At 71.2% G+C, this 19,192-nt stretch carries 19 protein-coding genes and 2 pseudogenes; 12 read left to right on the forward strand and 9 right to left on the reverse strand.

Annotated features, from left to right (window positions below; translation table 11 throughout):
• Positions 1-67: 67 nt before the first annotated feature.
• Both ACF1G2_RS21460 and ACF1G2_RS21465 read right to left on the reverse strand, forming a co-directional pair.
• A complete protein-coding gene (locus ACF1G2_RS21460; protein WP_391799786.1) occupies positions 68-2,005 on the reverse strand; it encodes an AAA family ATPase in 1,938 nt (645 codons plus the stop codon).
• Between the two features lie 364 nt (positions 2,006-2,369).
• Positions 2,370-3,014 carry a uridine kinase gene (locus ACF1G2_RS21465; protein ID WP_391799787.1) on the reverse strand — a complete coding sequence of 215 codons (645 nt, stop codon included), beginning with the start codon at positions 3,012-3,014 and terminating at the stop codon, positions 2,370-2,372.
• A 189-nt stretch (positions 3,015-3,203) separates the two neighbouring features.
• Between ACF1G2_RS21465 and ACF1G2_RS21470 the strand changes: the two genes are divergently transcribed.
• Positions 3,204-4,562, forward strand: a complete 1,359-nt coding sequence (locus ACF1G2_RS21470; RefSeq protein WP_391799788.1) for a peptidase C39 family protein — start codon at positions 3,204-3,206, stop codon at positions 4,560-4,562.
• Here the strand turns inward: ACF1G2_RS21470 and ACF1G2_RS21475 are convergent.
• On the reverse strand, positions 4,510-4,959 hold the full coding sequence (locus ACF1G2_RS21475) for a tyrosine-type recombinase/integrase (RefSeq protein WP_391799789.1): 450 nt from the start codon (positions 4,957-4,959) through the stop codon (positions 4,510-4,512). The genes ACF1G2_RS21470 and ACF1G2_RS21475 overlap by 53 nt on opposite strands.
• 316 nt (positions 4,960-5,275) lie before the next feature.
• Here ACF1G2_RS21475 and ACF1G2_RS21480 point away from each other — a divergent pair, with 316 nt between their 5' ends.
• From ACF1G2_RS21480 to ACF1G2_RS21500, 5 genes and pseudogenes are all read left to right on the forward strand, one after another.
• Complete coding sequence (locus ACF1G2_RS21480; protein ID WP_391799790.1) at positions 5,276-5,809, forward strand: SMI1/KNR4 family protein; 534 nt, start codon at positions 5,276-5,278, stop codon at positions 5,807-5,809.
• Between the two features lie 286 nt (positions 5,810-6,095).
• Positions 6,096-6,293 (forward strand): annotated as a pseudogene (locus ACF1G2_RS21485) (ISAs1 family transposase); the annotation flags it as partial.
• Between the two features lie 173 nt (positions 6,294-6,466).
• Positions 6,467-6,607: pseudogene (locus tag ACF1G2_RS21490) on the forward strand (peptidase C39 family protein); the annotation flags it as partial.
• 74 nt (positions 6,608-6,681) lie between these two features.
• Positions 6,682-6,822 carry an SCO1431 family membrane protein gene (locus tag ACF1G2_RS21495; RefSeq protein ID WP_391799791.1) on the forward strand — a complete coding sequence of 47 codons (141 nt, stop codon included), beginning with the start codon at positions 6,682-6,684 and terminating at the stop codon, positions 6,820-6,822.
• A 200-nt stretch (positions 6,823-7,022) separates the two neighbouring features.
• A complete protein-coding gene (locus ACF1G2_RS21500) occupies positions 7,023-8,195 on the forward strand; it encodes an acyl-CoA dehydrogenase family protein (protein ID WP_391799792.1) in 1,173 nt (390 codons plus the stop codon).
• Here the strand turns inward: ACF1G2_RS21500 and ACF1G2_RS21505 are convergent.
• Entirely contained in the window at positions 8,158-8,430 is a 273-nt protein-coding gene (locus ACF1G2_RS21505; RefSeq protein ID WP_391799793.1) for a hypothetical protein, read from the reverse strand. The two genes, ACF1G2_RS21500 and ACF1G2_RS21505, sit on opposite strands and share 38 nt — an antisense overlap.
• A 204-nt stretch (positions 8,431-8,634) precedes the next feature.
• On the opposite strand from ACF1G2_RS21505, the gene ACF1G2_RS21510 reads away from it, so the two are divergent.
• A complete protein-coding gene (locus tag ACF1G2_RS21510) occupies positions 8,635-9,756 on the forward strand; it encodes a hypothetical protein (protein WP_391799794.1) in 1,122 nt (373 codons plus the stop codon).
• A gap of 82 nt (positions 9,757-9,838) precedes the next feature.
• Complete coding sequence (locus ACF1G2_RS21515; RefSeq protein WP_391799795.1) at positions 9,839-10,930, forward strand: phosphotransferase family protein; 1,092 nt, start codon at positions 9,839-9,841, stop codon at positions 10,928-10,930.
• 6 nt (positions 10,931-10,936) lie between these two features.
• On the opposite strand, the gene ACF1G2_RS21520 is transcribed toward ACF1G2_RS21515, so the two are convergent.
• A complete protein-coding gene (locus ACF1G2_RS21520) occupies positions 10,937-11,305 on the reverse strand; it encodes a hypothetical protein (protein ID WP_260231079.1) in 369 nt (122 codons plus the stop codon).
• A gap of 227 nt (positions 11,306-11,532) precedes the next feature.
• Here ACF1G2_RS21520 and ACF1G2_RS21525 point away from each other — a divergent pair, with 227 nt between their 5' ends.
• From ACF1G2_RS21525 to fxsA, 4 genes are all read left to right on the forward strand, one after another.
• Positions 11,533-11,973 (forward strand): Lrp/AsnC family transcriptional regulator, encoded by a 441-nt coding sequence (locus ACF1G2_RS21525; protein ID WP_260231077.1) that lies wholly within the window; start codon positions 11,533-11,535, stop codon positions 11,971-11,973.
• A 10-nt stretch (positions 11,974-11,983) separates the two neighbouring features.
• The gene (locus ACF1G2_RS21530; RefSeq protein ID WP_391799796.1) at positions 11,984-13,606 is read left to right on the forward strand and encodes an amidohydrolase; all 1,623 of its coding nucleotides are present in this window, start codon (positions 11,984-11,986) and stop codon (positions 13,604-13,606) included.
• 451 nt (positions 13,607-14,057) lie between these two features.
• The gene (locus ACF1G2_RS21535) at positions 14,058-14,837 is read left to right on the forward strand and encodes a polyprenol monophosphomannose synthase (protein ID WP_383225840.1); all 780 of its coding nucleotides are present in this window, start codon (positions 14,058-14,060) and stop codon (positions 14,835-14,837) included.
• 68 nt (positions 14,838-14,905) lie between these two features.
• Positions 14,906-15,499, forward strand: coding sequence for an FxsA family membrane protein (gene fxsA, locus ACF1G2_RS21540; protein WP_391799797.1), 594 nt, complete (start codon positions 14,906-14,908; stop codon positions 15,497-15,499).
• Between the two features lie 176 nt (positions 15,500-15,675).
• On the opposite strand, the gene ACF1G2_RS21545 is transcribed toward fxsA, so the two are convergent.
• From ACF1G2_RS21545 to ACF1G2_RS21560, 4 genes are all read right to left on the reverse strand, one after another.
• Positions 15,676-16,050 carry an RNA polymerase-binding protein RbpA gene (locus ACF1G2_RS21545; RefSeq protein ID WP_026278069.1) on the reverse strand — a complete coding sequence of 125 codons (375 nt, stop codon included), beginning with the start codon at positions 16,048-16,050 and terminating at the stop codon, positions 15,676-15,678.
• A gap of 255 nt (positions 16,051-16,305) precedes the next feature.
• Positions 16,306-17,661, reverse strand: coding sequence for an MFS transporter (locus ACF1G2_RS21550; protein ID WP_391799798.1), 1,356 nt, complete (start codon positions 17,659-17,661; stop codon positions 16,306-16,308).
• Positions 17,662-17,704: 43 nt separating this feature from the next.
• A complete protein-coding gene (locus ACF1G2_RS21555) occupies positions 17,705-18,469 on the reverse strand; it encodes a glycerophosphodiester phosphodiesterase family protein (protein WP_391799799.1) in 765 nt (254 codons plus the stop codon).
• The gene (locus ACF1G2_RS21560) at positions 18,466-19,146 is read right to left on the reverse strand and encodes a YitT family protein (RefSeq protein ID WP_391799800.1); all 681 of its coding nucleotides are present in this window, start codon (positions 19,144-19,146) and stop codon (positions 18,466-18,468) included. Before ACF1G2_RS21560 ends, ACF1G2_RS21555 begins: the two co-directional genes overlap by 4 nt.
• Positions 19,147-19,192: the final 46 nt, after the last annotated feature.

Consider the following 19,192-nt stretch of genomic DNA (forward strand, 5'->3'; position numbering starts at 1 on the left):
GACGGCGTGACCGGCCTGCGGGCCGGGTCGCCGGACCCGAGGCCGGCGCTCCGTCCCCGGGTGCCCGTCACATCCCCCCGGGGTCCTGGCGCGGGCCCCGGGGGGACGGGCCGCGGCCGGAGAGGACCTCGCCGTACGCCTGCATCAGGTCGGCCAGGCGCAGCGTGGCCAGGTCGTCGCGCGTCGGGGTGCCCGGGTAGCCCGCCAGGCGGAGGTCGCGGTACGCGCAGGACTTCTCGTACAGCGTGCGCAGGAAGCGGCCGTTGCCCAGCTCGTCGATCCACCCCTGGTCCACGACATGGCCGCTGATCGAGCGCAGCTCGTCCAGGGCCTCCTCGTCCCAGCAGTCCCCGTTCGCCGCCGCGAGCACCTCGCCGATGGCGGTGAGTTCGAGCGGGCGGTACGAGGGGAAGTCGACCCGGGTCGTGAAGCGGGAGGAGAGCCCCGGGTTGGTGGCGAGGAGCCGGTCCATGCCCTCCGGGTAGCCGGCCAGGATCACCACCAGGTGGTCCCGGTTGTCCTCCGCCCGCTTGAGGAGCACCTGGAGCGCCTCGTCGCCGTAGGCGTCGCCCTTGCTGTAGCCGGTATTGGAGAGCGAGTACGCCTCGTCCACGAAGAGGACCCCGCCGATCGCCGAATCGATCAGCTCGTTCGCCTTGACGGCAGTCTGTCCCAGGAATTCGCCCACGAGATCCGCCCGTTGGGCCTCCACCAGATGGTCGCCGCCGAGCAGCCCGAGTGCGTAGAAGACCCGGCCGAGAATCCGGGCCACGGTGGTCTTCCCGGTGCCCGAGGGGCCGGAGAAGACAAAGTGACGTTTCGGCGGCTGGACGGGCAGGCCCTGCCCGGCCCGCAGCCGCGCCATCTCCAGCTGTGCCGACAACGCCTTGACCTGCCGCTTCACCGGCTCCATCCCGACCATGCGCTCCAACTCGGCGAGCGCCTCGGCCAGCAGGGCCGGGTCCGTGGGGCTGGCGGGGAAGCGGGGCGGCGCGGGCTGCGCGGGGACGGACGTCTTCTGGCGTACGTCCGGCGGCTCGGGCGGCCCCGCGGGCGGCGTCGTGGTCCCCGGCTCGGTGCCGGTCCCCGGCTCGCCTCCGAGTCCCGCCTCGCTCCCGAGGCGCAGACCGTCGGAGCCGGGGCCGTCGAGGTCGCTCTGGGTGGCGTCGGCGGCGGCGTCCTGCCCGATCCCGCCCAGGGTGACCGTGGCGAGCCCCGCCGTGTCGTCCGGCCCCTCGAACCCGTCGTACTCGGTGATCGCCGCCAGCCGGGCCGCCGTGTCCATGAACGCCGGGTCGATCCGGTGCACCGCCCGGTAGAGCGGTAAGGCGGCCGCGCTCCTGCCGGTGCCCTCGTGGGCCCGGGCCAGCCAGTAGCGCAGCTCCTTGCGCTGCGGCTGTTCGCTGCGGCAGCGCATGAGGGCCGCCGAGAGCAGCGGCTCCGCCTGCCCGTACATCTCCAGACGGACCCGGGCCATCCCGCCGAAGAGTCCCGCCTCGATCCCGAGCAGCGGATCGTCCACCAGCGGCTCGGTGTGGCGGACCAACTGGTCCCAGTCCTTGACGAGATAGGACCGGCAGGCGTGCAGGAACCGGACCTGCGGATCGGTGTCGACCGGCGGCAGCCCGGCCAACGCCCGGTCCAGCTCGGGCACATGGCGGCCGTCGAGCCAGTGGGAGGCGTGCGCGAGCAGGAGATCGCGCGGGCTCTCCAGCACGGGCTGAACCCACCAGCCCAGCCAGTACCAGGAGTTCAGGGTCCGACGGTGGCGTGCGCGCTGTTCCCCGAACCGGTCGCGGTTGCGGTACATCCTCAGCAGCGCGGTGGTGGTGTCCACCCGGAGCGCGTGCAGCCCGAGCCAGGCGTCCGCCATGCCGGGATCGATCCGGACCGCCGCCCGGAACTCTTCCTCCGCCTGCGGGTAGGCGCCCATCGTGTAGGCGTCGACTCCGCGCAGCCAGGCCAGCTCGGCCGGGGCCGTTCCGCCCTGCGTGCCGATGTCCATCGGGTCCCCCACAAAACGTGCCCCCGTTGCTGTCCCGGCGGGCGGGTTCCCGCCGGAAGCCGTACAGAACCGCCTTCTCGTGGACGGGAATTGACCCCACCGAAGGGCATCGTACCTGCGCAGAGGGGGCGCGACGAAGGAGAAGCGCATGATCCGGTGGCCGTGACCCTGGGTGAGCATCGGGGGTGGCGACGGGCCGGAGAAAGGGATGATCAGGGCAGAACGAAGCCCCCGATCACGGGGGAACAACCGGGGGCTTCGCGTCCGCGACGGCTTCGGAAAGCCGCACATTGAGAACGTAAGACCTGTACGCCCCTTGGGTCAAGCGGAGTTGAGGCACTTGCGGAAGTGGGGTTCCGCCTACTCATTTACGCGGTGATGCGCCTTTACTCTCCGTGATGATCTGGTTCGGGCCCGCTGCCGCAGCCGGCCCAGGAAGCCATTCGTAACCCCCGGGACACTCCCGTACCAGGGTGTCGGCGAAGGGGCGCGAAGGGTCCGCGGAGAAATGGCGAGTCTCCGCCACCGTCCAGCCGTCCCAGAACTCCGACTGCGCAGGTCCGTCCCGGTGCCGGCCGCGTGCCCAGGACTCCTCGGGCCCCCGTTCCATCCACAGGAGGGCGGCGAGATGCGGGCGCAGCGCCCGCCGCCCCGCGCCGACGCCCTCGACCAGGACGACCGGGGCGGGTGACAGCGCGCGCGGGCCGCCGAAGGTCCGCAGATTCCAGTCGTACGGGTGATAGCGCGCGACCTCGCCCCGGGAGAGGGGCGCGATCACCTGGTCCCGCATCCGGCCCGTCCACGCGAACAGCTCCTCGTGGCTGGCGAGGTCGTCGAGGTGGAGGACGGGCGCGTCCAGGCGGGCCGCGAGGTGCGCGGCGAGGGTCGACTTGCCCGAGCCGGCGTGCCCGTCGACGGCGATCAGCCGGACCGGCCCGCAGGACGGCGCAAGGCCGCGCAGCGCGTCGGCGGCGCGGTCGAGGCCGGTCCGGTCGGTCCCTTCGGTCATGGGGCAAGCGTAACGATCCGGGTGGTCGGCACCGCAGGTCAGGGGCCCGGCGGCGCCAATGGCGCAGACCAATATTGGTGCGGCGACGCGTGCCGAATCGCTGGCAGAACGACTCCGCGAGCCGCGATAGTGGTCCCCACTTCCCGCCCGTAGCCGTCGTTCGCCGCTCTCGACCGGGGGTCATCGCCCATGGCCAGTTCCACTCCCCGCAGAACCGTCCTCGCCGCGGCACTCGCCGCCGTCGCCGGTACGTCCGTGGCCTCCACCGCGCCGGCCGCGGCCGCCCCGGCCGGTGCCCGCGGCCGTGCGCCGGAACCCGCGCTCGTCGACAACCGCTTCTGGGTCTCCTTCACCGACTGGCGCGGCGGGGACCGCGCCGGAACGCGCCCCGTCGCCGGACACCGTCCGGGCCTCGTGATCGGTACACCCGCAGGGGTCACCGACTACACCGATCCGCACACCGGTACGACCTCCTCCTGGGAGTACGCGAGCTGGACCTCCCCGGTCCACCACTCCACTGTCCCGGCCACCGAGGTCATCGCCTCCTGGAACGCCGACACCCCGCCCCGCACCTGGATCCAGATCGAGCTGCGCGGCACCTACAACGACGCCGGCGCCACCCCCTGGTACGTGATGGGACGCTGGGCCGCCGGCGACGGCGACATCCGGCGGACCTCGGTCGACGGTCAGGGCGACGGCAAGAGCTCGATCTGGACCGACACCTTCGCCGTCGACGACGCCACGAGCGGGCTCCGCCTGGACGCGTACCAGCTGAGGCTGACCCTCTACCGCGCCCCCGGTACCGACCTCACCCCCACGGTGTGGCGGCTCGGCGCGATGGCCTCCGACATCCCCGACCGCTTCACCGTGCCGGCCTCGACGCCCTGCCTCGCCCGCGAGCTGGCCGTGCCGCGCTACTCGCAGAACACCCATGTCGGCCAGTACCCCGAGTACGACAACGGGGGCGAGGCCTGGTGCAGCCCGACCTCCTCGCAGATGATCGTCGAGTACTGGGGCCGCCGGCCGAGCGCCGAGGACCTTGCCTGGGTCGACCCGGCCTTCGAGGACCCCCAGGTCTGTCACGCGGCCCGCTTCACCTTCGACCACCAGTACGACGGCTGCGGCAACTGGCCCTTCAACGCCGCCTACGCCGCCACGTACCCCGCCATGAACGCGGTCGTGACCCGGCTGCGCTCGCTGACGGAGCTGGAGTCCCTGATCCGCGCGGGCATCCCGGTCATAACGTCACAGTCGTTCCGCAAGGAGGAACTGACCGGCGCCGGCTACGGCACCTCCGGCCACCTGATGACCGTGATCGGCTTCACGGCGGACGGCGACGTGATCGCGAACGACCCGGCCTCACCCAGCAACGAGGCCGTACGCCGGATCTACCGCCGGCGCGAGTGGGAGAACATCTGGCTGCGGACGAAGCGCTACGACGCAAACGGCAAAGTCAGAAGCGGTACGGGCGGTGTCTGCTACATCTTCTGGCCGGTCAAGTCAGCACCAAGTCAGCACCGCGCACTGCGGTCACTCGGCCTGCTGTGAGCATGTGCGGCCCCACGGCCGTCTCGACGACCTGACGGCAGCGCTCCTGGCCGTCCTGCGTGAGGTGGCCGTACCGGTCCACCGTGACCTTGATCGAACGATGTCCGAGCCAGCGAGACACCTCGTGAATGGACACTCCGTTGGTCAGGGCCACGGTGGTCCATTTGTGCCGCAAGTCGTGCGGGTTGTATGCAGGAAGCCCGAGCCGCCTGATGGCGCGGTCCCACGACTTGCTTAGAAGATCGGGATACGGCATTCCGCCGCTTGCATTTCGGATCGGAAGCCGGTCGATGAATGGCTCAAGGAAAGCAGGCACGGGTATGTCGCGCCACTCGCCTTCTTTCCGATGCTTCAGCGGGGCATATTTCGGCGTGTACTTTCCGAACTTCGTCACCATGCACGCCTACGCCAATTCCCCGTCATGCGCCGTATTGAAAACCAAATCAGGGCCGCAGTCGAGGCCGGGGAGACCATCCAGTACGGCGTCACCCCTCGATATCATGGGAACGATAAACTTCCTACGGGGGTGTACATCGAGGCTTACGGCTCGGATGGATTCCAGTTCGCTCAGCACAGAAGCACCGGAATCACCGAGTCGGGAAATGCGGCATTTATGCCAAATCAGAAGAGGGGTGGCTGGCAAGAGCAGTCACATCGAAGCCAACCTCCGTGTCGTCCGTACTCGTCGATCCTTAGAAACAGGACCCCCCATAGTGACCAACGCCCTTGCGCGTCTTCTCGAAATCGCCCCAGCGCCGAGCGAGCGCCGCCGAAAAGATTGGGGCGAGGTCGAACGCAGCCTTGGGGCTGAGCTTCCCGCCGACTATAAGGAGCTCATCCACGTCTATGGGGGAAGTAAATGGGACGACTACCTGTACGTCCTAGAGCCCGACTGCCCCAACGAGAACTACGACCTCATCGAATGGGTAGAACACCAGGCCGAAGACCTGGAAGACCTGTGGGAATTCGAGAAGAAGCCAGCGGAACTGGAGGTCGAGGGATCCCAGGTCATCCCATGGGCGACCACGGACAACGGAGAATGCCTCTACTGGCTTGTTCGGCCAGGCCTTGAGCCGGACCAATGGACCGTCATGGTGAACGAGGCGCGCGGTGACCGATGGGAGCATTTCTCCGTATCCTGCACGCAATTCCTCGCGTCCTCCCTTGATGGAGAGCTACAGTCCAACATCCTCTCGTCCTTGTTCCCCCGCGCTACACACGAGTTCCGCCAGCTCGGTGCGGTATGACGACGCGGCGCTCTGCCGGTCCCGAGGCTTCGGCGTAGTCGGATGACGTCCGATTGCTGATGCTGTGCAGGGTTGGGTGGGGTCTGATACGAGATAGGTACGAGCATCCGCGATCGTGGAGTTCTCTACGCTCCGTGACCTTGGAAAGCCCGTGCCTGCCGACGCGTCATCCCTGATCACCCCTGCACTTGACCGACTCGGCCCGCATCCGGGGCCGCTGACAGCGAGATCCCGGGCCTGCTGGAACGTCTCGCGCAGGTCCTGCACCCCGTGTGATCCACGCAGGGTGCGGCACCCGGTGGTGACGGTGCTTGCGCTGACGCCGTGCACGGTCTTCACCAGGGCGAGATCGCGGTTGGCTGTGGGCGAATGGGTCGCGGATGCGCCGCCGGCCCTCCTCGAGCGCCTCGGCGTCCAGGGCGACCCGCTGTTCCCGGAACGATCCTGGCCCGCGGAATCCACGATCCGCAGGCTGCTGGCGAGAGTCGACGCCGCCGCCCCTGGACCGCGCGCGGCCTGGCTCGCCGACCGGCAGCCTTCGGGCGACGGGCCGCGTCAGCACCAGCGCGTCCCCGCTCGATTTGTCTCACGCGGCCTGAGCTGTGACCTGCATGTTTGCGAAGAGGGCGCCGAGTGGAAGAGGCGCCCTCCCATTTGGAGAACATCAGGCTCCGCACCAAGCGTCCCAACGCGAGCGGCGCTGTGGTCTCCGGTACCGGAGGGGTCTGCTATCTCTACTTCCCCGACCGGCCGGCCCCCGCCCAGCGGCGGGCTCTCGCCGCCGTCGGCGTGCGCTGACGTGTGCGGTACGGCCCCGGGACCGTGACCCGCGTCCTATTCCGGGGCCGTCCGCGGCTGGCACTGTGGGCGCCATGACCGCCACCACCCACGCCGCCGCCCGTGCCCGCACCGGGGGCCCCGGGGACGACGGGCCGAAGATCCTCGAGCACGTCCTCGGCTGGACCCTCGTCGTCGTCCTCGCCATGTTCGTCACCCAGGCCGGCCTGATGTGACCCCCGGCCCCCGAGGCCGGCCCCCGAGGCGCCGCCCCGTGTGATCGCGGGCCGCCGAACGGGCATACTCCCTGCGCCACGGGCGCCGGGCGCCCCCGCGCGCGAACCGTCGGGGGCAGCATCGGCGCAGCAGTGACCGACGGCGGCGCCGCGTCACCCGCGCGCACCGCCGCAGCGCCCGAGAGGGAGGATGCGCCGCCATGCCCGACCGCGCCCCGCAGACCGTGGAACGCCGCCTGCCCACCGAGGAGGCCCGGGAGCTGCTCGCCCTGGTCCGTGAGATCGCCGAGCGGGAGATCGCACCCCGCGCCGCCGAGGAGGAGGCAGAGGGCCGCTTTCCCCGCGACCTCTTCTCGCTGCTCTCCTCCTCCGGACTGCTCGGACTTCCGTACGACTCCGAGTACGGCGGTGGTGACCAGCCCTACGGGGTCTACCTGCAGGTCCTCGAAGAGCTGGCCGCCGCCCGCCTCACCGTCGGGCTCGGCGTCAGCGTCCACTCGCTCTCCTGCCACGCCCTGGCGAACTTCGGGACCGGCGAGCAGCGGGCCGCCCATCTGCCGGGGATGCTGGGCGGCGGTCTCCTCGGCGCGTACTGCCTCTCAGAGCCGGCCTCCGGGTCGGACGCGGCCTCGCTGCGGACGCGTGCCGTCCGGGACGGTGACCACTGGGTCCTGACCGGTACCAAGGCGTGGATCACCCACGGCGGGATCGCCGACTTCTGCACGGTCATGGCACGCACGGGCGGCGAGGGTCCGAAGGGAATCACCGCGTTCCTCGTGCCCGGCGACGCGGAGGGCCTGAGCGCGGCCGCGCCCGAGCGGAAGATGGGCATGAAGGGCTCGCCCACCGCCCAGCTCCACCTCGACGGGGTGCGGATCCCCGACGCGCGCCGGATCGGCGAGGAGGGGCAGGGCTTCGCGATCGCGCTCTCCGCCCTGGACTCCGGGCGGCTCGGGATCGCCGCCTGCGCCGTGGGAGTGGCGCAGGCCGCGCTCGACGTCGCCGTCGCGTACGCCCGCGAGCGGCGGCAGTTCGGCCGGCCCATCGCGGACTTCCAGGGGCTCCGGTTCCTGCTCGCGGACATGGCGACCGGGGTCGAGGCGGGCCGGGCGCTGTACCTGGAGGCGGCGCGCCTGCGTGACGAGGGCCGGCCCTTCGGGCGTCAGGCGGCCATGGCGAAGCTCTTCTGCACGGACGCGGCGATGCGGATCACGACGGACGCGGTGCAGGTGCTGGGCGGCTACGGCTACACGGCGGACTTCCCCGCCGAGCGCTACATGCGCGAGGCGAAGGTGCTGCAGATCGTCGAGGGCACGAATCAGATCCAGCGGATGGTCATCGCGCGCCACCTTGTCGGACCAGAGTCCCGCTGACGCCGCTCATGCGGACGGTCCGGTCCGCCCAGACGGGGGCGGCGGTCAGCCGGTTCCACTCCTGGTCGGTGCGGCCCGGCAGCGTCCGGCCGTGGCTGGCCCACTGGCTGATGAGCGCCTTGTAGATGGGCGGGTCGGAGGCGTGCGGCGTCGGTTGCGGAACCGATTCTTCAAAGCGCGGCTCGGCGAGGCGCCGTCGTCCGCTGCCGATGGGGGCGGTGTACAGCGATGTCATGACTGTCCCAACGCGACCCGCCGGGGCGGGGTCACCGCCGGGGGGATTCGAGGAGGCGTTCGGGGGTTACCCGGGGTCTGCGCCGGGCGAGGCGGGGCGGACGCACCGGCAGGTCGCGCCGTCCGATCCGGCGCCGCACGACTCTGGCCCCCGGCAGGTCTGCTGACATACCGTCAGATCCCGCTGTCGCCCAGGAGGTCACACGTGTCAGAAGACCGGCCCGTCGCGCTCGACGAGTACCCCGTGCACCAGGCGCCGCTCTCGATGAAGCACCACGTCAGCGGCGACCGCAACGTCTACGACCGCTGCATCTTCCACGTCTTCGACCACGCGGGGCGCGCCCTGCTCATCGCCGGGCTCGGCGTCTACCCCAACACCGGGGTCGTCGACGCCTACGCCACCCTCCGCGTCGGCGACCGGCTGCACGCCGTCCGGGCCTCCGACGCGCTCGGCGACGACCGGATGAACCTGGCGGTCGGCCCGCTCCGCGTCACCGTCGACGAACCGCTGAAGACGCTCACCCTGCACTGCGGCGCCGATCCGGACGACCCCGAAGGGCTCTCCTTCGATCTGACCTGGACCGGTGACTTCCCCGCCGTCTGGGAGCCGCACCACACCCAGCGCCGTGGCGACCGGCTCACCCTCGAAGGGCGCCGCTTCGTCCAGGCCGGCCACTGCACGGGCACCATCCGGGCGGGTGGCGAGGAGTTCACCGTCACAGCGGGGGAGTGGACGGGCACCCGCGACCGCAGCTGGGGCGTACGGCCGATACCGGGGGAGGAGGCCGGCCGCGCCGACGAGTTCCGGCCCGAGGGCTTCCACTGGCTCTGGATACCCATGCGCTTCGACGACCGCTTCCTCATGGTCATCGCCCAGGAGGACGCCGACGGCTACCGCACCCTCAGTGAGGCCGTGCTCGTACGGGAGGGGCGACGGGACGTCCAACTCGGCTGGCCCCGCACCGACATCACGTACCGAACGGGCACCCGGAACCCCGAGCGGGCCGTCGTCCATCTCACCGACCCGGCGGGCAAGCCCCTGGAGGTCGACGTCGAGATCCTGGCCTCCTCCCCGCTCGCGGTCGGCGCCGGCTACCCGCCCGCCGCCGACTGGCAGCACGGCACCTGGCAGGGCCGCGACTGGACCGACCGCAGGGTCTACGACCTCTCCGACCCGGCGGCGCACCCCATGGCCGCGTTCGGCGTCACCGACCACGCGGCCCGGTTCACGCTCGAAGGGCGTACCGGCTACGGGATCTTCGAACACGGCTCCTTCGGGCGCCACGACCCCAGCGGCTTCGCCGACCACACCTCCACGGCCGACTGACCGAGGCAGCTCCCGGCCGACGGCCGAGGCGAACCGAGCCCAGAGAGCCGAGGCGAACCGAGCCCCATAGAGGAGAGAGACCATGGCGACCGCCCCCCGCCCGCGCACCACCACCCGTGACCCCGAGGAGCTCGGCCGCCGGCTCACCGGCTGGCTCGACCGCCACCTTCCGGGCGCACGGGTCACCGGACTCGCCGTGCCCGGATCCAACGGCATGTCCAGCGAGACCCTGCTCTTCGACATCGAGCACCCCGGAACCCCGGTGCGGGGCTGCGCGCTCCGGCTGGCCGCCGACCCCGCCGCGTACACGATCTTCCCGGTGTACGACATGGAGCGGCAGCACCGGGTGATGCGCCTGGTCGGGGAGCACACGGACATCCCGGTCCCGCGCGTCCTCTGGCTGGAGAGCGACCCGGCTCCCCTCGGCGCGCCCTTCTTCGTGATGGCCCGCGCCGAGGGCCGCGTCCCGCCGGACGTGATGCCCTATACGTACGAGGGGAACTGGCTGCACTCCGCCACCGACGCCGAACGGGCCCGGCTGGAGGCCGAGTCCGTCTCCGTCCTGGCCAGGCTGCACGACCAGTTCCCGGCGAAGGAGGCGGAGTTCCTGCTCCCCGAGGGCACGGGAACCCCGCTGCGGCGCCATGTCGACGCCCAACGCGCCTACTACGCCTGGGTGGTGAAGGGACTCGCACCGTCCCCGCTGATCGAGTCGGCCTTCGACTGGCTGGACGCGCACTGGCCCGCCGACGAAGGCCCCGCCGTCCTGAACTGGGGCGACGCGCGCATCGGGAACATCGTCTACGACGGATTCGAGCCCGCGGCGGTGCTCGACTGGGAGATGGCCGGCTACGCCCCGCGCGAGGTCGACCTCGGCTGGACCGTCTACCTGCACCGCTTCTTCCAGGACCTGACCGTCGGTTTCGGTCAGCCGGGGCTGCCCGGGTTCCTCCGCCGCGACGCCGTCGAACGGCGGTACGCGGCCCTCACCGGTCACGTGCCGCGCGCCATGGAGTTCCACACCCTCTACGCGGCGCTGCGGCACGCGATCGTGATGCTCAGGGTCGCGTACCGCCAGGCGCACTTCGGAGAGGTGCAGGTGCCGGAGAATCCGGACAGCCTGATCCTGCACCACGCCACGCTCGCGGCGATGGTGCGGGGAAGCTACTGGTAGGTGTCGTTACGCCGCGCGCCGCATCTGCGGCACCCTGATCGGACGCGAGCCCGGACCGCCGACGTGCGAGAAGGGCTGCGTCCGCCAGTCGAGACCCTGAGGCAGCGTCAGCAGGAGCGCGGTGTCCTGCTCCTGGACCTCCAGCGTCTCGTCCGCGGGGCGCGCGTCGGACGCGGCGCGGCCGGTGCCGGGGCAGACCGTCAGCACGAACGGGTTCCACGGCGTCGGGCACAGCGCGTGCTCCGGCAGTACGTCCTCGTCCGCGAGCAGCGCGATCGGCTGGACGCAGTCCGGGCAGATCACCCGGTACATCTCGAAGGTGTCGTAGGCGTCGAGCTCGTCGGTCGTCTCGACCGAATCGACAGGCTCCTGCATGGTGAATCTCCCCCTCGGGTGGGTCGACCGAAGTACGTATGGCCTCGACCACAGCAAGCAATTCCCATACGGCCACCCGCATAACCGTGAGGTCTCGATCGAGCTGCCCACAAACCTGTGGCGTTCGTCACATGCCCCTCGCAGGTGCCTCGCGGGTGCCCATAGACGTCTATAGCGACAGGGCCCCCGGCTGTGCCGATGGTCTCCCGGGGCAATAGGTTGACCGCATGGAGGAGCTGGATCGTCAGATCGTCGAGTTGCTCGTCAGAGACGGGCGCATGAGCTACACCGACCTGGGCAAGGCCACCGGCCTGTCCACCTCGGCCGTACATCAGCGCGTCCGCCGTCTGGAGCAGCGTGGGGTCATCCGCGGCTACGCCGCCGTCGTCGACCCGGAGGCCGTCGGGCTGCCGTTGACCGCCTTCATCTCGGTCAAACCCTTCGACCCGAGTGCGCCCGACGACACCCCGGACCGGCTCGCCGACATCCCGGAGATCGAGGCCTGCCACAGCGTCGCGGGCGACGAGAACTACATCCTCAAGGTGCGCGTCGCGACCCCGCTGGAGCTGGAGCACCTGCTCACCCGCATCCGTACCCAGGCGGGCGTCTCCAGCCGCACCACGGTCGTCCTGTCGACCCCGTACGAAGCCAGGCCGCCGCGCATCTAGCCTGGTCACCATGAGCGAGACCCGTATCGACAGCGAGCACCGCACCGTCCTGCTGCGCGGTGGAGACGTCCACAGCCCCGCCGACCCGTTCGCCACCGCCATGGTGGTCGAACGGGGACACGTCGCCTGGGTGGGCTCCGAGGGGGCGGCCGACGCCTTCGCCTCCGGCGTGGACGAGGTCGTCGACCTCGAAGGCGCGCTCGTCACCCCCGCGTTCGTCGACGCCCACGTCCACACCACGGCGACCGGTCTCGCTCTGACCGGCCTCGACCTGACCTCCGCCGCCTCGCTCGCCGAGGCGGCGGAGCTGATCCGCGGCCACGCCGCCGCCCGTCCCGACGACCGCATCCTCATCGGGCACGGCTGGGACGCCGCTCGCTGGCCCGAGCGCCGGGCCCCGCGCCGCGACGAACTCGACGCACTGACCGGCGGCCGGCCGCTCTACCTGACGCGCGTCGACGTCCACTCCGCCGTGGTCACCACGGCCCTGCTCGACCTCGTCCCCGGCATCCGCGACCTCACCGGCTTCCGCGACGGCGAGCCGCTGACCGGTGACGCCCACCACGCCGTCCGCGCCGCCGCCTACGCGGCCCTCTCGCCCCTGCAGCGCACCGAGGCCCAGCGCGAGGCCCGCCGGCACGCCGCCTCCCTCGGTATCGGCACCCTGCACGAGTGCGGCGGACCGGAGATCTCCTCCGAGGACGACTTCACCGGCCTGCTCGACCTCGCCCGCGAGGAGGCCGGTCCCCGCGTCGTCGGATACTGGGCCGACCTCGACGTCGACCGGGCCCGCGCCCTCGGCGCCGTCGGCGCGGCCGGCGACCTCTTCGCCGACGGCTCGCTCGGCTCCCACACGGCCTGCCTCCACGACACGTACGCGGACGCCGCGCACCACGGCGTCTCCCACCTCGACGCCGCCACCGTCGCCGCCCATGTCGTCGCCGCCACCGAGGCGGGCCTCCAGGCCGGCTTCCACGCCATCGGCGACGCGGCCGTGACGGCCGTGACCGACGGCGTCCGGGCCGCCTCGGAGAAGCTCGGCCTCGCCCGGATCCGCGCCGCGCGCCATCGCGTCGAGCACGCCGAGATGCTCACCCCCGAGACGATCGCCGCCTTCGCCGAACTCGGGCTGACCGCCTCGGTCCAGCCTGCCTTCGACGCGGCCTGGGGCGGTGAGGGCGGCATGTACGCCGACCGCCTCGGCGCCGAGCGCGCCCGCACCCTCAACCCGTACGCCGCCCTGCTCCGTGCCGGCGTCCCGCTGGCCTTCGGCTCGGACAGCCCGGTGACCCCGCTGGACCCCTGGGGCACCGTCCGCGCCGCCGCCTTCCACCGCACCCCCGAGCACCGGATCTCCGTCCGTGCCGCCTTCACCGCCCACACACGGGGCGGCTGGCGGGCCGTCGGGCGCGACGACGCCGGCACGCTCGTCCCCGGCGCCCCGGCCGACTACGCGATCTGGCGCGCCGAGGAACTGGTCGTCCAGGCCCCGGACGACCGGGTGGCCCGCTGGTCGACCGACCCCCGCTCCGGAACGCCCGGTCTGCCCGATCTGACACCCGGCGGCGACCTTCCGGTCTGTCTGCGCACGGTGGTGTTCGGACAAACGGTCTTCGACCGGCTGAACGGGTGACGCAGGGACGTTCCGTACCGCCGATCGATGATCAACCGGCTCGTCGACGAACTGCGGACCCTCCCCACTGACCTGGCAGTATCGGTCATCTCCGCAGGTCAAACGGGTGTTGACAGCGAGCCTCCAGGGGCGGGTAGGTTCTCCCGCGTCCACCACAGGACGTCCGACCGGTTCCAAACCTCAGGTTCAGCGCCCGTGCCTCGGGGGCGAGGGAAGGTTTTTCCCGGCGGAAGGTGCGACCCGGGTGGGGCCCGGACGTTCAGTAGACAACGGCTCTCGGTCGACCCGCAGCCAGCGGGTTCCAGGTCGGCCCGAAGGGCGCCGGGCCCCGATCCGCACGCCGCGCGTGGCGTCCCGCGCGACGTCCCGCCCACAATCAGCCCCGCCGCGACGGAGTCGCGCGCGGGGCTCGCTATGGTGGGGGTTCGCGTATGTATCCGAAGGGGCAGCAGTGAACGACGGTGGCCAGAGGCGTTACGGCCCGCTCGGCAGAGCCTTGGTGATCATTCCGACCTACAACGAGGCGGAGAACATCAAGCCGATCGTCTCGCGCGTACGGGCGGCCGTACCGGAGGCGCACATCCTCGTCGCCGACGACAACAGCCCCGACGGCACGGGCAAGTTCGCCGACGAGATCGCCGCCGAGGACGACCACGTCCACGTCCTGCACCGCAAGGGCAAGGAGGGGCTCGGCGCCGCGTACCTCGCCGGCTTCCGCTGGGGCATCGAGCACGGCTACGGCGTCCTCGTCGAGATGGACGCCGACGGCTCGCACCAGCCCGAGGAGCTGCCCCGGCTGCTGACCGCCCTCAAGGGCGCCGACCTCGTGCTCGGCTCGCGCTGGGTCCCCGGCGGCCGCATCGTGAACTGGCCCAAGTCCCGCGAGTTCATCTCCCGCGGTGGCAGCCTCTACTCGCGCGTCATGCTCGACGTCCCGATCCGCGACGTCACCGGCGGCTACCGGGCCTTCCGCAAGGAGACCCTGGAGGGCCTGGGCCTGGAGGACGTGGCCTCGGCCGGCTACTGCTTCCAGGTCGACCTGGCCCGTCGGGCCGTCGCCGCCGGCTTCCATGTCGTCGAGGTCCCGATCACCTTCGTGGAGCGCGAGATCGGCGACTCGAAGATGAGCCGCAACATCGTCGTCGAGGCCCTGTGGCGGGTCACCGGCTGGGGCCTGACGGCCCGTGCGAACAAGGTCGGCAAGCTGCTCGGCCGCAAGTCCGCGGGCTGAGCACCGCCGGGTCGGGGCTGATCTCCCCTTTACGACGTTCCTGCGACCGGCCAGGCACACTGGGGGACATGACGACCGGCGCCACGCCTTCCCTCGCCCCCAAGCGCTCACGCGCGCGTACGTTTCTCCCCCTGGCTCTCGCCGCCTGGCTGGTCCTCGAGATCTGGCTGCTCATCGCGGTGGCGGACGTCGTGGGCGGGCTCGCCGTCTTCGGCCTGCTGGTCGGCGGAGCCGTTCTCGGCGCCGTGGTGATCAAGCGGGCCGGCCGTCGCGCCTTCAGGAACCTCACCGAGACCTTCCAGCAGGCCCAGGCGGCCGCGCAGACCGGGGTCCCGCCGACCGGTGCCGAGCGCGCCGGCGCGGGCGACCGCAACGGCTTCCTGATGCTCGGCGGTCTGCTCCTGATGATCCCCGGCCTGATCTCGGACGTGGCCGGTCTGCTGCTGCTCGTGCCGCCGGTCCGCTCCCTCCTCGGCAGGTACGCCGACAAGGTCGCCGAGCGCAGGATGAGCGCCGCTCCGCCGGGCAGCCTCCAGGACGCCTTCCAGCAGGCCCGGATCCACCGGCCCGACGGAAAGGTCGTACAGGGTCAGGTCATCCGCGACGACGCCCCCCAGGGCCCCCAGCGGGCTCGGGAACCCCGTCCTCCGCTGACACCGTGACGCGCTCTACGTCCCCGCGGCCCGCAGCTGTCCTGCGGGTCGCGGGGGTGTTACTGCGCGGACGCGTGCGGCGCGGAACGTACGACGCGGGGACGTGCACGACGGAAAAACGCCGCGGGGCCCGGTACACACAAGGTGTACCGGGCCCCGCGGCGTTGCTCGGGCCGTGCCGTCCGTCAGGCGGACTTCCGGCTGTCGCGCGGATGCACGGCGATGTTCATGGCGCCGGAACGAAGGACCGCCAGCCTCTCGGCCAGGACCTCCTCCAGCTCCTCGCGGGTGCGCCGCTCCATGAGCATGTCCCAGTGCGTTCGCGCCGGCTTGCCCTTCTTCTCCTCGGGGCCGTCCCCGTCCACCAGGAGTGCCTGGCTGCCGCAGACCTTGCACTCCCACTCCGGCGGAATTTCCGCTTCCACCGAGAAGGGCATCTCAAAACGATGGCCCTTCTCGCATGCGTACTCCACGGCCTGGCGCGGGGCCAGATCGATGCCGCGGTCGGTCTCGTAGCTGGTCACCACGAGGCGCGTGCCGCGAAGAGCTCGCTCACTCATGAATCGTGCCTCCCGGGCTTGTCGCCCACAGGACAGGTGTCGCTGTCGTCGTCATCCGGTCAACGTCCGGTCGGCGGTAAAGATTCCCGTTCCGGGTCATGCGTCGCCCGTCGTGCCGCCCCTTGTTCTACCCACCAGTGCCCGGTTTGTCACATCTGAGAGCAGATGTCACCCAGCGTCTTCACCGAAGCAGCACGCAGTAACGGTCCGCCTGGCAGGCCAAAGGCGTACACTACCGGCCTTTCACTGCCGCGTCTAAATCCGCTCCGGAACCGGGTTGCCCGCGGCGGCCACGGCACGCCGTACCGGTACCCGCGCGAGCAGAACGAAACCGGCCGCGAAGAAGATCACCAGAGAGATGATGGCATCTCGGTAGCTCCCGGTCAGCTGATACGCGAGCCCGAACACCAGTGGGCCCAGCCAGCTCAGGCCGCGGTCGCTCATCTCGTAGGCCGAGAAGTACTCCGCCTCCTTGCCGCGCGGGACGAGGTGGGAGAACAGCGACCGCGACAGCGCCTGGCTCCCGCCGAGCACCAGACCGATCGCCGCCGCCAGACAGAAGAACGCCACCGGCGCGCCGGCCGGCAGGAAGTACCCCGCGCCCAGGATCAGCGTCCAGATCGCCAGCGAGCCCAGGATCGTGCGCTTGGCGCCGTACGAGCGAGCCAGCCGCCCCATGCCGAGGGCGCCCGCGACCGCGAGCACCTGGACCAGCAGCACCGCGGTGATCAGCGTCGTCTGGTCGAGCCCCAGTTCCTTGGAGCCGTAGATCGACGCCTGGGAGATCACGGTCTGCACCCCGTCGTTGTAGACGAGGTAGGCCAGGAGGAACGACAGCGTCAGGGGATACCGGCGCATGTCCTTCAGCGTCGCCACCAGCTGCCGCCAGCCCCCGCCGACCGTTCCCTCGCCCTGCGGCTGGACGTGCCGGTCGCGCAGCCGCCGCAGCGGCACGAGGGTGAAGGCGCCCCACCAGAGTCCGGCCGAGGCGAGACAGATCCGCACCGCCGCTCCCTCGGAGAGCCCGAAGGACTCGTGGCCCGAGTAGAGGACGAGATTGAGGACGAGGACGAGCGCCCCCGAGGTGTAGCCGAACGCCCAGCCGCGCGAGGAGACCGCGTCCCGCTCGTCCGGCTCGGCGATCTGCGGTAGATAGGCGTTGTAGAGCACCATCGAGACCGCGAGCGAGGCGTTCGCCACGATGAGCAGGAACGCGCCCAGCAGATAGCGGTCGCCGCTCAGGAAGAACATGCCCAGGGTGGCGGCCGCGCCGGTGTACGCGGCGGCGGCCAGCAACGGCTTCTTGCGGCCCGTACGGTCCGCCACCGCGCCCACCAGCGGCATCACCACGACCGCGAGCAGGATCGAGGCCGAGACGGCGTACGCGAACAGTGAGCCCGCCCGCACCGGTATGCCCAGCGGGTGGACGAAGCCGTCCCCGTCGGCCGCCGACTCGGCCACCGCCGTCAGATAGGGGCCGAGGAAGACCGTGACCACGCTCGTCGAGTACACCGAGCAGGCGAAGTCGTAGAAGTACCAGCCGCGCTGCTCGCGTCTGCGTTCGGCCGGATCGGCGGTGGGCCGCTCCGGCTCGGTGGTGTCGGCAGTCAAGACCGCGGCCCCCTCGTTCGTCCCCGTGGTGGGATGCGCGCGCTCAGACCCACACGCCCCGGTCGGTCAGCACTGCGCGCAGCGTCTCCAGATGATCGGTCATGATGCCATCCACTCCCAGGTCGAGGAGAGAGTTCATCCGCTCCGCTTCGTTGACCGTCCACACGTGGACCTGGAGCCCCCTGGCATGGGCCTCGCGCACGAAACGGCGGTCCACCACCGTGATGCCGCCCTGGCGCTCCGGGACCTGTGCGGCCACCGCGCCCGCGCGCAGCGCCGCCGGGATGCCGAGGGAGCGCAGGCGCAGGGCGGCGACGCCCTTGACGCCGTAGGAGGTCGCGAGCCGGGGTCCGGCCAGGCGCTGCGCCCGGGCCACCCTGCTCTCGGTGAAGGAGCCGACGCAGATCCGGTCCCACGCCCCGGTCCTGCGGATCAGGTCGACCAGCGGGACCAGGGAGGACTCGGCCTTGAGGTCCACGTTCCAGCGTGCCTCGGGAAACTCCTCGAGCAGCTCCTCGAAGAGCGGCAACGGCTCCTTCCCGGCCACGCGCGCCTCGCGGACGGCGTCCCACGGGAGGTCGCGGATCCGCCCGGCGGTGTCCGTCACCCGGTCGAGCGTCGAGTCGTGGAAGGCGACCAGCGCACCGTCCGCGGTGGTGTGCACATCGGTCTCGAAGTAGCGGTATCCGGCCGCCGCGGCCCGGCGGAACGCCGCCGCGGTGTTCTCGAGGCCGTCCGCCGTACCGCCGCGATGGGCGAACGGGATGGGGGACGGATGGTCCAGGTAGGGGTGGCGTACGCGAGTCACGGCCGCAGTATGGCCTGTTTCGGTGTCCCGGAGGCGACCACGGTGCTGCTCGTGTCCTGCTCGGGGATGGCGAAGCGGCGCAGGAAGAACTGCGCGAGCGGGCCGATGGCCAGGGCGTAGAGGACCGTGCCGGCGCCGACCGAGCCGCCGAGCAGGAAGCCGGTGGCGACGACGGCGATCTCGATCGCCGTGCGCACCAGACGGATCGAACGGCCGGTGAGCCGGTGCAGTCCGGTCATCAGACCGTCGCGCGGCCCCGGCCCGAAGCGGGCGGCGATGTACAGCCCGGTCGCCGCCCCGTTGATGACGATGCCGAGGACGAGCAGGGCGATCCGCGCGACGAGCCCGTCGATCTCCGGGACGAGGGCGAGGGTCCCGTCCATGGCGACGCCGATGACGAAGACGTTCGAGACGGTGCCGAGGCCGGGCCGCTGCCGGATCGGGATCCAGAGCAGCAGCACAGCCGCCCCGACGATGATCGAGACGACGCCGATGGTCAGTCCGGTCCGCTCGGCCAGGCCCTGATGGAGGACGCCCCAGGGCTCCAGGCCGAGGCCGCCGCGCACCAGGAGCGCCGAGCTGATCCCGTACAGCGCGAGTCCGATGTACAGCTGCGCGAGCCGGCGGGGCACATGACGGCCGGTGAGCCGGCCGCGGAGGCCGGAGGCGATGGACAAGTGGTGCCCCCTGTGTGGTGGTGGTGGACTGACTCATGTCACTCTG

This window comes from Streptomyces sp. NPDC013457, assembly GCF_043089925.1.
Classification (GTDB): Bacteria; Actinomycetota; Actinomycetes; order Streptomycetales; family Streptomycetaceae; genus Streptomyces.